The sequence below is a fragment of the Streptomyces sp. ML-6 genome, assembly GCF_030116705.1.
In the GTDB taxonomy this organism is placed as follows: Bacteria; Actinomycetota; Actinomycetes; order Streptomycetales; family Streptomycetaceae; genus Streptomyces.
In genome coordinates, this window is record NZ_JAOTIK010000001.1 from 352,653 (window position 1) to 366,465 (window position 13,813).

Consider the following 13,813-nt stretch of genomic DNA (forward strand, 5'->3'; position numbering starts at 1 on the left):
GCTCAGGCGCGGCGGTAGACGGGCGGGCGTTTCTCGGCGAAGGCGCGGGCGCCTTCGCGGGCGTCGGCGGTGGCGAAGACCGGTTGGCCGCGTTCCAGTTCGGCGGCGAGGCCCTCGGTCTCGGTCAGTTCGGCGTTCTCGTACACGGACGCCTTGACGGCCTCGACGGCGAGCGGTCCGCAGGCGTTGATCCGTTCGGCGACGGCGAGGGCCTCCTCCAGTGCGGTGCCGTCGGGGACGACCCGGCCGATCAGCCCGATGGCGGCGGCCTCGGCGGCGCTGTAGGGGCGTCCGGTGAGAAGCATTTCGAGGGCGTGGGTGCGGGGGATCTGGCGGGGCAGCCGCACCGTGGACCCGCCGATGGGGAAGAGGCCGCGCCGGACCTCGAAGAGGCCGAAGGTGGCGCCCGCTCCGGCGATCCGGATGTCGGTGCCCTGGAGGATCTCGGTCCCGCCCGCCACGCAGTGGCCCTCGACCGCGGCGACGACCGGTTTGCGGGGGCGGTGGTGGCGCAGCATCGCCTTCCAGTGCAGATCGGGGTCGGCGGCCATCCGGTGGCGGTACCGCTCCCCCTCCATGCCCTTGCCGGCCAGGGCCTTGAGGTCCATGCCGGCGCAGAAGCAGCCGCCCGCCCCGGTGAGGACGACCGAGCGGACCGTGTCGTCCTCGTCGGCCGCCAGCCAGCCGTCGTACAGCCCGACCAGCATCGGCAGCGAGAGGGCGTTCTTCGCCTCCGGCCTGTTCAGGGTGAGCACCAGTGTGGCGCCCTCGCGGCGCACGGTGAGGTGTTCCGTACCACCCATTGCCTGCCTCCCGTCTCGGGACCCGGGGCCGCCGGGTCGGTACTGCCGGTCGCGGCACTGGAACAGGTTGCAGTAGGTGGGGGCCCAGTTCAATAGTTTTCTGACAGTCAGTCAGTTTTCTTCGTCCGGGCCCCTTCCCACTTGTGGCTCCCGGCGCTCTAATGACCGCCGAGCCAGTCAGCTTCCGGGGTCAGGAGGAACGGTGGAGTACAACCTTGCCGACCTGTTCGAATCGGTCGTCGACGTGGTCCCGGAACGCGAGGCGCTCGTCTACCTCGACCACCCCGGCACCGGTGCGGAGCGCCGGCTCACGTACGCGGAGCTGGACGCGGCCGCCAATCGCCTCGCCCACCACCTGATCGATGCGGGCATCGCCCCCGGTGAACACCTGGGACTGCACCTGTACAACGGGGTGGAGTACCTGCAGACCGTGCTGGCCTGCCTCAAGGCGCGGATCGTACCGGTCAATGTGAACTACCGATACGTGGAAGAGGAGTTGGTCTACCTCTACCGGGACGCCGACCTGGCCGCCCTGGTCTTCGACGCCGAGTTCGACGAGCGGGTCGCGGCGGCCGCGCCGAAGGCCCCGCGGCTGCGCCACCTCGTCCGGGTGGGGACCCCGGCGGCGGGCGTCCGGGGGCCGGAGGCGGTCGCGTTCACCGAGGCGGAAGCGGCCGGCAGCCCGGAGCGCGGTTTCGCGCCGCGCTCGGCCGACGACCAGTTCATCATCTACACCGGCGGCACCACCGGGATGCCCAAGGGGGTGATGTGGCGCCAGGAGGACCTGTTCTTCTCCGGGCTCGGCGGGGGCGCGCCGACCGGCGAGCCGGTGAGGACCCCGCAGGAGCTGGCCGAGCGGGTGGCGGCGGGCGGGGACGGGATCACCTTCTTCCCCGCTCCCCCGCTGATGCACGGCACCTCGACCCTCACCGCGTTCATCGGCTTCAACTTCGGGCAGCGGGTCGTGCTCCACCGCAGGTTCGATCCGGAGGCGGTGCTCCGCACCGTCGAGAAGGAGAGGGTCACCAGCATGTCGCTGGTGGGCGACGCGATGCTGCGGCCGCTGATCGACGCGTTGAAGGGCCCGCTGAAGGGCACCGACTGTTCGTCGATGTTCTCCGTCTCCAGTTCGGGGGCGATCATGTCGGACTCGGTGCGCGCGGAGTTCCAGGAGCTCGTGCCGACGGTGATGTTACTGAACAACTTCGGCTCCTCGGAGTCCGGGTTCAACGGCACGGCGACGGCCGACTCGGGCCCGGAGAAGGGCTTCCGGCTCCGGGTCAACTCCCGTACGGAGGTGGTGGATCCGGCCACCCATGAGCCGGTGGCCCCGGGTGAGCCGGGCCGGATCGCCCAGCGCGGGCACGTGCCCCTCGGCTACTACAACGACCCGGCCAAGACCGCGCAGACGTTCTTCCGCCGGGGCGAGGAGCGGTGGGTGCTGCTCGGCGACATGGCGACGGTCGACGCCGACGGCATCGTCACGGTCCTCGGCCGGGGCTCGCAGTGCATCAACACCGGGGGCGAGAAGGTGTACCCCGAGGAGGTGGAGCAGGCGCTCAAGGCCCATCCGGACGTGTACGACGCGCTGGTCGCCGGGGCGCCCGACGCACGCTGGGGCAACCGCGTCGCGGCGGTGGTGCAGCTGCGCGAAGGGGCGCCCGAGCCCTCGCTCGACGACATCCAGGCGCATTGCAGGACGCGGCTGGCGGGCTACAAGATCCCGCGCCGGCTGGTGATCACCGGGCGGATCCGGCGCTCGCCGAGCGGCAAGGCCGACTACCGGTGGGCCCGCTCGGTCGTCGCGCCCCCGCGCGAGCCCGGCGACTGAGTCCCCGGCCCGGACGGACCACCGGCCCGGCCCCGGCGGCCCGCTTCGTCCCCGGTCCCGCCAGTCCCGCCCCGGCCCCTCCCCGGCTCCGGCCTCTCCGGCCCCGGCAGCGGCACCCGGACGAACCTCGGCGGCCCCGCCCCGGGACCGTGCGGCGGAGCCCGCGTAACCCATTCGGGCACGCCCCGCACCCATCCGCTCACCCTATGTGGCAAGGGGGGAGGATCGCCCATAGCTTCGGCTCATGAGGAAACGAAACATCAAGATCCTTGTGCCGGTCGTGGTCCTCTCCGCTGCGGGGATCGGGGCGGCCGTCTCGGCCGCGGGGCTCGGGGCCGCCAAGCCGGCCGCCTCCCCCCGGAGCTCGCACGTGGTCCACCCCGGCGAGTCGATCCAGAAGGCGGTGGACGCCGCCCGGTCGGGCGACACCGTCGTCGTCCTGCCCGGCACGTACCGCGAGAGCGTCCTGGTCACCACGCCCGACCTGACCCTGCGCGGTTCCGGCAGCCAAACCGTGCTCCGGCCGGCGGAACCGGGCACGCGGGCCGCCGACGCCTGTACGCGGGCCGGCAACGGCATCTGCGTACTGGGCAGCGCGGACCGGACCGTGGAGGGGGTGAGCATCGACGGGCTGACCGTCTCCGGTTTCAAGAAGAACGGCGTCTGGGCCTCCTGGACCGACCGGCTGACCGTCCGGGGGGTGACCTCCGAACGCAACGGTGTCTGGGGCATCGCCCAGGAACATTCCACCCGCGGTGTGTTCACGCGCAACATCGCCCGCGCCAACGGTGACGCGGGCATCTTCGTCGCGAACACCGTCGACGAGGAGGGCGGCGCCACCGACACCCGGGGCACCGAGCTCCGGCACAACACGCTGGCGGACAACCGGATCGGCTTCACCGCCCGGCGGGTACGGAACCTGACGGTCCGCGACAACACCGTCACCGGCAACTGCAGCGGTGTGTTCGTCGTGGGCGACGAAGGAAAGCCGCAGGCCGGCGCCATGACGATCGAGTCCAACAAGATCACCGGCAACAACAAGTCCTGCCCCGCGACCGAACGGCTGTCGGCCCTCCAGGGCTCCGGCATCGTGCTCACCGGCGCCGCGGACACCCGGGTGCGCTCGAACACGATCCGCGACAACGCGGGCGACACTCCCATGTCCGGCGGCATCGTGCTGTTCAAGAGCTTCGTGGGCACGCAGAACACCGGCCACACCATCAGCGGCAACGTCGTGCTCGACAACAAGCCGGCCGACCTCGCCAACGGGGACACCGCCGGCAAGAACAACACCTTCACCGACAACGTCTGCGCGAAGTCCACACCGGCCGGGATGTGCTGACCGACGCACCCCCGCACGAGGAGAAGCGAAACAGTATGACCACTATCAGTCCCACGCCCGCCTCCGCCCCTGCCGCGCTCCCCCATCCCGCCACTCCCCCGCAGCCGGCCATGCAGCTGCGGGAACTCGTCTTCGGTGCCGCCAGGGCCGCCGCCGTGCGCGCCGCCGCCCGGCTGCGCGTCGCCGACGCGCTGGACGAGACGCCCGCCACCGCACAGGAGCTCGCGGAGCGGGTGGGCACCGAGGAGGTGCCGCTGCGGCGGCTGCTGCGCGCCCTGTGCTGCTACGGGATCTTCGCCGAGACCGCCGACGGGCGGTTCGCCCACACCGAGATGTCCCGCCTGCTGCGCGAGGACGACCCCCACAGCCTGCGCGACATCTCGCTGTGGTGCACCGAGCCCTGGACCTGGGACGTGTGGCCGCGCCTCGACGACGCGGTGCGCACCGGCAGGAGCGTCTTCCAGGACGTGCACGGCAAGGGGTTCTTCGACTACCTGCACCAGGACGCCCACGAGTCCGCGCAGATCTTCAACCGGGCGATGACCACCTCCAGCGTGCAGTCCGCACTGGACGTGGCCGAACTCCTCGACCTCACCGGGGTGTCCTCGGTCGCCGACATCGGCGGCGGTCAGGGGCACGTGCTGGCGAGCCTGCTGGAGAAGCACCCCGCGCTCCACGGCACCCTGATGGACCTGCCGGGCGTGGTGGCGCGGGCCGACGCCCGGCTGCGGGACGAGGGCGCGCTGGCCGGCCGGACCCGGATCGTGGCCGGGGACTGCCGCGAGGCCATCCCCGTCGAGGCCGGCCTCTACATCATCAAGAACATCCTGGAGTGGGACGACGACAGCACCCGCAGGACCCTGCGCAACGTCGTCGCCGCGGCCCGCCCGGGGGCCAGGGTCGTCGTCATCGAGAACCTCGTCGACGACACCCCCTCGATGCGTTTCACCACCGCGATGGACCTGCTGCTGCTCCTCAACGTCGGCGGCGCGAAGCACACCAGGGAGAGCCTGGTCACCCGGATCTCGGACGCCGGGCTGCTGATCGGCGACGTCGTTCCGGTCAACGCCTACCTGCACGCGTTCGAGTGCGTGGTCCCCGACTGACCGCCCCTTCCCGGGCACGGCATGCCACCGCCCCGGGTCCGGCCTCTCGGCCGGGCCCGGGGCGGTCGTCCGTCTCAGCCGGTGGCGTCGCGTTCCCACCGGTAGAACTCGTGGGCCATGGCGTCCTTGGGACTGCGCCAGGTCTGCGGGTCGTAGGCGCTGACGTAGGCGGTGAGCTTCTCGCTGATGTCCTTGAACTGCGGGTGGCCGGTCACCTTCGCGATCTCGGGGCCCGGCGGGCGCTCCGACTCGATCAGGTGCAGGTACACGTCGCCGAACTGGAAGAGCTTGCGCCTGGTGACGCCGACGAGGTGCGGCAGTTCGGTGCTGTCGGAGGCGGCGAACAACTCGGCGATGTCCGGCGCCGACCCCGGTTTCATCCGGGCGACGATCAGGGCGTGGTGCATCGGGGGATGCCTTTCTGGTTCCCGGCCCGGCACCCGGCCGGGCGGCCGGGTGCCGGGCCGTGGGCGGACGGCGGGTCAGCGGGCGCCGGCCGGAGCCGTACGGCGCTCCCGGTCACGCTGCTCGATCTTGTCCCGGATGAGTTCCATCTGGATCTTGGAGTTGCGGTTGATGTTGTCGGTCATCCACGCGTCGTCGACGGGTGCGTCGGGCCGCATCGCGAAGTCCTGGGTCCAGCGCATCTTCGTCCCGCCGGGGACCTCCGAGTACTCCCACCGGATGTCCATGTGCTGGAACGGGCCGGGTTCGACACGACGGGCGCGGACCGTACGAGCGGCGCGGTCCACGGTCCGCTCGGAGACCCAGCTCCACACCTTGTCGTTCTCGTCGGGGTGCATCGTCAGCCGGAAGGTGGTGCTGTTCCCGGCCCGTTCGATGATCTCGACCGAGGCGTACTCGCTGAAGAGGCGCGGCCAGTTCTCCAGGTCGTTCGTCACGTCCCAGACCAGGTCCAGGGGGGCGGCGATGGTGATCTCGTTCTCGGTGTGTCCTGACACGTCAGGCTCCTGTCATGAGGCTGTTGTTGACGAGGGCGAGGAATTCCTGCGGGGTCTTGCAGCGGTCCGCGTCGGCCGGCAGCGCACGGCCGTGCCGGTTCTCCAGCACGCCCACGATGCCGAGGAGGCCCAGCGAGTCCAGGCCGAACTCGTCGAAGGCCGAGCCGGGGCGCTTCTCCATGTCACGCGGGTCGACGGTGAGACCGGCCCCCTTCTTCATCAGGGCGGCGAGTTCCGTGTAGGTCAGTCGGTCGGTCATGAGGATTTCTCCTTCTCACGTTGGGGTGTCGGTGGAGCCCCGCAGCACCATCGCCGCGTTCGAGCCCATCAGCCCGCGGCTGAGCACCAGCGCCGTCCGCAGCTCGGCGGGGCGGGCGCAGCCGGTGACCACGTCGAGGTCGTGGCACACCTCGAAGACGTTCGGGGTGGGCGGTATGAGCGCGTTCTCCATGGAGAGCACGGCGGCGGCCACGTCCAGCACCGGTGCGCCGCAGTACGCGCGGCCGGTGCCGGTCTTGGGCGCCGTCACCGGTACCCGGGTGCCGTGCGCGCCGAGTGCGTCCGCGATCGCGAGCGCCTCGGCCCGGTCGGCGGCGGGCACGCCGAGGGCGTCCGCGAAGACGACGTCGATCTCGTCGGGGGCGCAGTCGGCCTCCCGCAGTGCTCCGATGATCGCCTGGGCGAGGCCCTCCCGGGACGCCTCCCACCTGGCCGCCCCGGTGAACGTGGCGGCGTGTCCGGCGAGTTCGGCCCGCACCTTGGCGCCGCGCCGGCGGGCCGACCGTTCCTCCTCGACCACCAGCATCGCCCCGCCCTCGGCGGGCACGAAGCCGCAGGCGCCCGAGGTGAACGGCCGGTAGGCGCGGAGCGGGTCGTCGACGGTGCTCAGGTCCGCGTACCCGAGCTGGCAGACGACCGAGTAGGGCGCCAGCGGGGCCTCGGCCGCGCCGACCACCACCGCCTCGGTGCCCCCGCGGATCGAACGGGCGGCGTGCGCCAGCGCGTCCAGGCCGCCCGCCTCGTCACTGGCCACGACCGCGCAGGGGCCCTTGAAGCCGCCGCGGATCGAGATCTGGCCGGTGCTGGCCGCGTAGAACCAGGCGATGGACTGGTAGGGGCCCACGTAGGTGGAGCCCTGTCCCCACAGCCGCTGGAGTTCGCGCTGGCCGAACTCGCCGCCGCCGGAGCCGGCCGCGGTGACCACGCCGACGTCGAACGGTGAGTTCTCGTAGTCGGCGCGGCCCAGCCGGGCGTCGTCCAGCGCGATGTCCGCGGCGGCCATCGCGAAGTGCGTGAACCGGTCGGTCTGGACGAGGTAGCGTTCCTCGATCAGTTCGGCCGGCTCGAAACCGCGCACCTCCCCCGCGACCTTGAGCGGCAGGTGCTCGCACCCCTCGCGGGTGACCCGGTCCAGGACGCTCATTCCCTCGTGCGTCCGTTTCCAGAAGGCTTCGGTGTTGATGCCGTTGGGGGCGACGACACCGATGCCGGTGACGACGGTGCGCCGGGCTTTTCGGGTCCTCATGGTGTCCTCCCACCTGTCCGGGTCAGAGCCACCGCGGACTGGAAACCGCCGAACCCGCTGCCCACCGAGAGCACGCTGCGCAGCTTCAGGGGGCGTGCGGTGCGCGGCACGTAGTCGAGGTCGCACTCGGGGTCGGGGGTCTCGTAGTTCGCGGTCGGCGGCACCGTCTGGTGGACCAGGGCGAGCACGCAGGCCGCGATCTCTATCGCCCCGATGGCCCCCAGCGAGTGGCCGACCATCGACTTGATCGAGCTCATCGGGATCTCGTGGGCGTGGGCGCCGAGCGCCCGCTTCACGGCCGCCGTCTCGTGCCGGTCGTTCTGCTTGGTGCCCGAGCCGTGCGCGTTGACGTAGTCGATCTGCGAGCCGTCCATCCGGGCGTGGGCCAGTGCCCGGTTGATCGCCTCGGCCATCTCCAGTCCCTCGGGCGTCAGACCGGTCATGTGGTAGGCGTTGCCGAAGGTGGCGTAGCCCGAGATCTCGCAGTAGACGGTGGCGCCGCGGGCCCGTGCGTGCTCCAGCTCCTCCAGGACGAGGACGGCGCCGCCCTCGCCCATGACGAAGCCGTCGCGGCGGGCGTCGAACGGCCGGGAGGCGTGCTCCGGGTCGTCGTTGTTCGCCGACGTGGCCTTGATCGCGTCGAAGCACGCCACGGTGATCGGGGTGATCGGTGAGTCCGACGCCCCGGCCACGCACACGTCGACGCGGCCCTCCTCGATGGAGTGGAAGGCGTAGCCGATCGCGTCGAGGCCCGAGGTGCAGCCGGTGGAGACGGTCTGCACCGGGCCGTGCGCGCCGACCTGTTCGGCCACCGCCGAGGCGAGGGAGCTGGGCGAGAAGGCCCGCTCCAGGTGCGGGCCCGCCGGGCGGTGGTCGACGTCCCAGCGGGCGCCGCTCCCGCTGACGGCGACGTAGTCGTGCTCCAGCCGGGTGGTGCCGCCGACCGCGGTGCCCAGCGACACCCCCATGCGCCAGGGGTCGACCTTCTCCGGGTCCAGGCCCGCGTCGTCGAGGGCCTCCCTGGCGGCCACCATCGCGAACTGGATGTAGCGGTCCGAGCGGGCGATCGTGTCCGCGTCCAGCCCGTGCGCCGCCGGGTCGAAGTCGCACTCGGCGGCGATGCGGGAACGGAAGCCTGCCGGGTCGAAGAGCGTGATGCCCCTGGTCGCGGTGCGCCCGTTCGCGAGGAGGTCCCAGAAGGCCGGCGTGCCGATGCCGCCGGGGGCGACGACGCCGATGCCGGTGACCGCCACGCGGCGGGTCACGAGGCCGCCTCGGTTCGTTCCGGCGGGGTGACGTGCTCGGCGGCTTCCGTTTCCTCGGTGTCGACGTGTCCGAGTTCCGGGCGCGGGGCGAGCGGACCCAGGTGGAAGACCATGCGGGCCTCGACATCGCCCACGTTGCGGAATCGGTGGCGTACATGGGGCGGGATCAGCAGCCCCTGGTCGGACTTCATCCGGTGCGGCTCACCGTCCAGGTCCACTTCCAGCAGACCGTCCACGACGTACACGAACTCCTCGGAGTACGGGTGGTAGTGCTCGCCGATGCGGTCGCCGGGCTGAACGATGGCGAGTCCCATGAAGCCGCTGGTGGCTCCCACCGCGGTCGGCGTGAGCATGGCGCGAAGGTCGCCTCCTCGCCTGCGGTTGGGCTGCGTCTCGCTGAGGTCCACGATGCGTGGCCGGTGCATGGTCATGACTGTTTCCTCCTGGCGCATTGCGCGTTGTTTCGACGGGTTGAGCGAGAACCCCCCAGGGGGCGGCTGCGCGGTCAGGACTCCATGGCCCGCCGGTCCGTGATCAGGGTCATCTCGGACCGCGCGAGGAAGTCCGAGATTCCCTGCTCGTTCGCGGGAACGGTGTTCGTGCGGTCGTCGAGGAGACGTCCGAGCCTGGCCACCTTGCCGGGGCCGTCGATGCCGACCGCCTGGGCGGCCTGCGCGTCGATCGGTTCCACCGCTTCGAGGAGGCGCACGACGACGTCGTCGCGCTGGAAGATGGTGCTGCTGTCGATGATGCTCGCGGGGTCGTCGGCAGCCTCCTCGTCGTGCTCGGCGAGGAGCCGGGCCAGTGCCATGCCGCAGCCCTCCTTGGCCTGGTAGAAGAGGGCGTGCCTGCGGACGTCCTCGGCCTTGTGGCGGCCGGCGGTCACGTGGTGGACGGTCGGGAGCGCCGCCCGGGTGAAGAACATCCGGGCGGAGTCCGGGTCGGTGAGGTCCCGGTCCTGCTCCAGGTACGGGTTGATGGCCTCCTCGACGGCCCGGACCTCGGGCTGGCGGGAGACGTGGCGCAGGGCGGCGAGCAGGTCGCCCTCGACCTCGATGGCCCGCACGACCCGGTTTCCGTGCATGAACAGCGAGGTGCGGCGCAGTCTGGTGTCCTCGTCGACCCGTGCGTTCGGGGAGTCGTAGTCGGCCAGGATCTTCGCCACGGTTTCCTCGGTGCCCGGCCGGACGGTGAAGGTGAGCGCGTGGCGCACCACTCCGTCGCCCAGGCGCGGGGAGGCCTGGAGTCCGGCCTTGGCCGACTCGGGTGCCAGCTCGAAGGCCCTTCCGGTCTCCCGCAGGACGCTGAAGCGCAGCGAACGGGTGTCGCGGACGCAGTTGTGCAGCGGCTGCACGGTCGCGACGTGCTCCTCGCTGTTCACCCAGGCGAGGAACGGCGGCGCGCTGTCCCACTCGCTGGTGATCAGCCATTGCGAGGGGTTCTCGATGGACTGGCACAGCTGGTCGCTGATGTGCCCGGGTACGGACGCCACCTGGTTGCGCAGGTGCTCGTACGCTTCCAGGAACTGCTGCTGGGCCCCGTCGTACAGGTCCAGCAGCAGTACGACACGCAGCCGGGAGCCGTCGAAGGCGGACTGGGAGATCCGCTCCGAGAGGGTGGTGGTCATCTTTCGGTCTCCTTCGGGACGGTTCCGGGGCCGGCCTGGTGGCGTGCCGCGGACCGTGGGTTGGCGAGCGGGTTTCGGAGCGGTGGCTCTCCCGGCGGGTGCGGACGGTCCGTCCGAGGGCCGCGGGTGTCGTCTCCGTGACCGATCGTTAAACGCTGGTCCGGGTGGCGCGAGATTTATGAACCGTTCAGGTGAGCGGGCGTCCGAACCGCTCCCGCCAGGGCATGGAACATTGCATCCGAACGTCGTCCGAGCTGGAGCAGCTGATGAACGAGAACGTCGACATCCGTGTGCCGGTCCTCATCGTGGGCGGCTCCCTGGTGGGGCTGTCCGCCTCCCTCTTCCTCGGCCGGCTCGGCATCGAGCACCTGCTGGTCGAGAAGCATCGCTCCACCTCGACCCACCCGCGTGGTCGCGGCAACAACGTGCGCACGATGGAGGTGTTCCGCACGGCGGGGGCCGAGGCGGGCATCCGGCGGGCGGCCTCGGTCCTCGCCGACAACCACGGCATCCTGCAGGCCGGTTCGCTGACCGGGGACGACCAGGAGTGGCTGTTCCGGGAGATCGACCCGGGGGGCGGGATCGCCCGCTTCAGCCCGACCGGCTGGTGCCTGTGCAGCCAGAACGACCTGGAGCCGGTGCTGGTGGAGCTGGCCCGCAAGCAGGGCGGCGACCTGCGGTTCTCCACCGAGATGCAGAGCTTCGACCAGGATTCGTCGGGGGTGGACGCGGCGCTCAAGAACCGGGAGACCGGGGAGCACATCAGTGTCCGGGCGGACTACCTCATCGCGGCCGACGGACCGCGCAGCCCGATCCGTGAGCAGCTGCGCATCGACCGCACGGGGCCCGGCGACCTCTTCCACAACGTGAGCATCACCTTCCGTTCCCGGCAGCTCGCCGATGTGCTGGGCGACCGGCGTTTCATCGTCTGCTACTTGACCAACCCCGCCGCGGACGGTGCCCTGTTGCCGGTCGACAACAAGAAGGACTGGGTGTTCCACGCGCCGTGGCAGCCCCAACTCGGGGAAACGCTGGAGGACTTCACCGACGAGCGGTGCGCCGAGCACATCCGTACGGCGGTCGGTGCGCCGGGCATCGACATCGAGATCACCGGAAAGGCGCCGTGGCACGCCGCGGAGCGGGTCGCCGAACGGTACTCGTCCGGCCGGGTCTTCCTCGCCGGGGACTCCGCCCACGAGATGTCCCCCACCGGGGCGTTCGGTTCCAACACCGGCATCCAGGACGCGCACAACCTGGCCTGGAAGCTGGCCGCCGTGCTGAGGGGCGAGGCAGGTCCGGGGCTGCTGGACACCTACGGGGCGGAGCGGCTCCCGGTGGCGCGGGCGACGAGCTCGCGGGCCTCGGCGCGCTCCAGCGAGCACAGCCACCCGGGGTACTCCGCGGCGCCGGGCGTGGGCGGCGGGAAGCAGGGCGGGATGCTCGCCGTGGCGCTGGGCTACCGCTACGTCCGCGGCGCCGTGCTCGGCGTCGACCCGCAGGATCCGGTGGTGCCGCAGGGCATGCAGCTGGACGGCCGGCCCGGCAGTCGCGCCCCGCATCTGTGGGTACGTCAGGGCGGTGATCGCAAGTCCACGCTGGATCTGTACGAGCGTACGCTGGTGCTGCTCACCGACGGTACGGACACGGTGTGGCGCCGGGCGGCGGCCCGGGTCGCGAGGCGGCTCTCGGTGCGGCTCCAGGTGTACGGCCTCGGGCCGGGCGCCGAGCTGGAGCCGGAGGACGGGGCCGACTGGGCCGCGGCGCACGGGACCACGGCCCAGGGCGCCGTGCTGGTGCGCCCCGACGGCTTCGTCGCCTGGCGTTCGACGGGTCCGGCCGATGACGCCGAGGCCACTTTGCACGAGGTCCTGACCACCCTGCTGCACCGGTCCTGACCTCCGGCGCCGCCGGGGGCGGCGGGCAGGGAGCGACAGCACGGAGGGGCGACGCGGATCAGCCGCGTCGCCCCTCTTGCCATGGGGTGGGATGGCCTGAATTACTGCTGTCGAAAGATCGACCGAATGATCGGTCGCCTGCTCGGAAGAGGGAGATCCGGATGACGGCTCTGCTGGACGAGGCGGAACGACTGGGCCGGGACGAGCTGGAGGCACTCCAGCTGGAACGGCTGCGGGCCACGCTGCGCCACGCGTACGAGAACGTGAGCCACTACCGGGCCGCGTTCGACTCGGCCGGGCTGCGGCCGGACGACTGCCGCTCGCTCGCCGACCTCGCGCGCTTCCCCTTCACGACCAAGGCCGATCTGCGGGACAACTACCCCTTCGGCATGTTCGCCGTCCCCGAGGAGCGGGTGCGGCGCATCCACGCGTCCAGCGGGACCACGGGCCGCCCGACCGTCGTCGGCTACACCCAACGGGATCTGGACACCTGGGCCGATGTGGTCGCGCGCTCGATCCGGGCGGCGGGCGGGCGCCCCGGGCAGAAGGTCCATGTGGCGTACGGATACGGGCTGTTCACCGGCGGGCTCGGGGCGCACTACGGGGCGGAGCGGCTCGGCTGCACGGTGATTCCCGCCTCCGGGGGCATGACGGCCCGGCAGGTCCAGCTGATCCAGGACTTCCGCCCCGAGATCATCATGGTGACCCCGTCGTACATGCTGACGCTCCTCGACGAGTTCGAGCGGCAGGGCGTCGATCCGCGTTCGACCTCGCTGCGGACCGGGATCTTCGGGGCCGAGCCGTGGACGCAGGAGATGCGGCGCGAGATCGAGGAGCGGTTCGCCATCGACGCGGTGGACATCTACGGGCTCTCGGAGGTGATGGGGCCCGGGGTCGCGCAGGAGTGCGTCGAAACGAAGGACGGACTGCACGTCTGGGAGGACCACTTCTATCCGGAGGTGGTCGATCCGCTGAGCGGCGAGGTGCTGCCCGAGGGCGAGGAGGGCGAGCTGGTCCTCACCTCGCTCACCAAGGAGGCCCTGCCGGTGATCCGCTACCGGACGCGGGACCTGACCCGGCTGCTGCCGGGCACGGCCCGGGTGTTCCGCCGGATGGAGAAGGTGACCGGGCGCAGCGACGATCTGGTGATCCTGCGCGGTGTGAACCTCTTCCCGACACAGATCGAGGAGATCGTGCTGCGCACCCCGGGGGTGGCTCCGCACTTCCAGCTGAGGCTGACCCGCCGGGGCCGTCTCGACGTGCTGACGGTGCGTGCGGAGGCGCGGGCGGGGGCCACCCCGGAGCAGCGGACGGCCGCCGCGGAGTCGATCACGGCGGCCGTGAAGGACGGCATCGGGGTGTCGGTCGGGGTCGAGATCGTCGATCCGGAGACGCTGGAGCGGTCGGTCGGCAAGTTCCGGCGGATCGTGGACGAGCGCAAGCCGCGGTAGCGTCCC

At 71.4% G+C, this 13,813-nt stretch carries 13 protein-coding genes; 5 read left to right on the forward strand and 8 right to left on the reverse strand.

Annotation, left to right across the window (positions count from 1 at the left end; genetic code table 11):
- Positions 1 to 2: 2 nt before the first annotated feature.
- Complete coding sequence (locus OCT49_RS01655) at positions 3 to 803, reverse strand: crotonase/enoyl-CoA hydratase family protein (protein ID WP_283850097.1); 801 nt, start codon at positions 801 to 803, stop codon at positions 3 to 5.
- Between the two features lie 202 nt (positions 804 to 1,005).
- On the opposite strand from OCT49_RS01655, the gene OCT49_RS01660 reads away from it, so the two are divergent.
- From OCT49_RS01660 to OCT49_RS01670, 3 genes are all read left to right on the forward strand, one after another.
- Positions 1,006 to 2,634, forward strand: a complete 1,629-nt coding sequence (locus OCT49_RS01660) for an acyl-CoA synthetase (protein WP_283850098.1) — start codon at positions 1,006 to 1,008, stop codon at positions 2,632 to 2,634.
- A 244-nt stretch (positions 2,635 to 2,878) separates the two neighbouring features.
- Positions 2,879 to 3,976 (forward strand): right-handed parallel beta-helix repeat-containing protein, encoded by a 1,098-nt coding sequence (locus tag OCT49_RS01665; RefSeq protein ID WP_283850099.1) that lies wholly within the window; start codon positions 2,879 to 2,881, stop codon positions 3,974 to 3,976.
- Between the two features lie 35 nt (positions 3,977 to 4,011).
- Positions 4,012 to 5,082 (forward strand): methyltransferase, encoded by a 1,071-nt coding sequence (locus OCT49_RS01670; protein WP_283850100.1) that lies wholly within the window; start codon positions 4,012 to 4,014, stop codon positions 5,080 to 5,082.
- 74 nt (positions 5,083 to 5,156) lie between these two features.
- On the opposite strand, the gene OCT49_RS01675 is transcribed toward OCT49_RS01670, so the two are convergent.
- The 7 genes from OCT49_RS01675 to OCT49_RS01705 form a co-directional block, all read right to left on the reverse strand.
- Positions 5,157 to 5,489 (reverse strand): TcmI family type II polyketide cyclase, encoded by a 333-nt coding sequence (locus OCT49_RS01675; protein ID WP_283850101.1) that lies wholly within the window; start codon positions 5,487 to 5,489, stop codon positions 5,157 to 5,159.
- A gap of 75 nt (positions 5,490 to 5,564) precedes the next feature.
- Complete coding sequence (locus tag OCT49_RS01680; protein ID WP_283850102.1) at positions 5,565 to 6,044, reverse strand: SRPBCC family protein; 480 nt, start codon at positions 6,042 to 6,044, stop codon at positions 5,565 to 5,567.
- A gap of 1 nt (position 6,045) precedes the next feature.
- Positions 6,046 to 6,303, reverse strand: a complete 258-nt coding sequence (locus OCT49_RS01685) for an acyl carrier protein (protein ID WP_283850103.1) — start codon at positions 6,301 to 6,303, stop codon at positions 6,046 to 6,048.
- Positions 6,304 to 6,318: 15 nt separating this feature from the next.
- Positions 6,319 to 7,569, reverse strand: a complete 1,251-nt coding sequence (locus OCT49_RS01690) for a ketosynthase chain-length factor (RefSeq protein ID WP_283850104.1) — start codon at positions 7,567 to 7,569, stop codon at positions 6,319 to 6,321.
- Entirely contained in the window at positions 7,566 to 8,834 is a 1,269-nt protein-coding gene (locus tag OCT49_RS01695; RefSeq protein ID WP_283850105.1) for a beta-ketoacyl-[acyl-carrier-protein] synthase family protein, read from the reverse strand. The genes OCT49_RS01690 and OCT49_RS01695 overlap by 4 nt, the downstream gene beginning before the upstream one ends.
- Entirely contained in the window at positions 8,831 to 9,265 is a 435-nt protein-coding gene (locus OCT49_RS01700) for a cupin domain-containing protein (protein WP_283850106.1), read from the reverse strand. Before OCT49_RS01700 ends, OCT49_RS01695 begins: the two co-directional genes overlap by 4 nt.
- A gap of 74 nt (positions 9,266 to 9,339) precedes the next feature.
- On the reverse strand, positions 9,340 to 10,461 hold the full coding sequence (locus OCT49_RS01705; protein WP_283850107.1) for a TcmI family type II polyketide cyclase: 1,122 nt from the start codon (positions 10,459 to 10,461) through the stop codon (positions 9,340 to 9,342).
- Positions 10,462 to 10,727: 266 nt separating this feature from the next.
- Here OCT49_RS01705 and OCT49_RS01710 point away from each other — a divergent pair, with 266 nt between their 5' ends.
- Together OCT49_RS01710 and paaK are read left to right on the forward strand one after the other, a co-directional pair.
- Positions 10,728 to 12,356 carry an FAD-dependent oxidoreductase gene (locus OCT49_RS01710; RefSeq protein WP_283850108.1) on the forward strand — a complete coding sequence of 543 codons (1,629 nt, stop codon included), beginning with the start codon at positions 10,728 to 10,730 and terminating at the stop codon, positions 12,354 to 12,356.
- A 161-nt stretch (positions 12,357 to 12,517) separates the two neighbouring features.
- Complete coding sequence (paaK, locus tag OCT49_RS01715) at positions 12,518 to 13,807, forward strand: phenylacetate--CoA ligase PaaK (protein WP_283850109.1); 1,290 nt, start codon at positions 12,518 to 12,520, stop codon at positions 13,805 to 13,807.
- Positions 13,808 to 13,813: the final 6 nt, after the last annotated feature.

Excerpts from the sequence above, each read along its gene's own strand:
- OCT49_RS01655 (WP_283850097.1), bottom strand. The coding sequence starts at position 803 with ATGGGTGGTACGGAACACCTCACCGTGCGCCGCGAGGGCGCCACACTG.
- OCT49_RS01665 (WP_283850099.1), top strand. The coding sequence starts at position 2,879 with ATGAGGAAACGAAACATCAAGATCCTTGTGCCGGTCGTGGTCCTCTCC.
- OCT49_RS01670 (WP_283850100.1), top strand. The coding sequence starts at position 4,012 with ATGACCACTATCAGTCCCACGCCCGCCTCCGCCCCTGCCGCGCTCCCC.
- OCT49_RS01675 (WP_283850101.1), bottom strand. The coding sequence starts at position 5,489 with ATGCACCACGCCCTGATCGTCGCCCGGATGAAACCGGGGTCGGCGCCG.
- OCT49_RS01685 (WP_283850103.1), bottom strand. The coding sequence starts at position 6,303 with ATGACCGACCGACTGACCTACACGGAACTCGCCGCCCTGATGAAGAAG.
- OCT49_RS01690 (WP_283850104.1), bottom strand. The coding sequence starts at position 7,569 with ATGAGGACCCGAAAAGCCCGGCGCACCGTCGTCACCGGCATCGGTGTC.
- OCT49_RS01700 (WP_283850106.1), bottom strand. The coding sequence starts at position 9,265 with ATGACCATGCACCGGCCACGCATCGTGGACCTCAGCGAGACGCAGCCC.
- OCT49_RS01705 (WP_283850107.1), bottom strand. The coding sequence starts at position 10,461 with ATGACCACCACCCTCTCGGAGCGGATCTCCCAGTCCGCCTTCGACGGC.
- OCT49_RS01710 (WP_283850108.1), top strand. The coding sequence starts at position 10,728 with ATGAACGAGAACGTCGACATCCGTGTGCCGGTCCTCATCGTGGGCGGC.
- paaK (WP_283850109.1), top strand. The coding sequence starts at position 12,518 with ATGACGGCTCTGCTGGACGAGGCGGAACGACTGGGCCGGGACGAGCTG.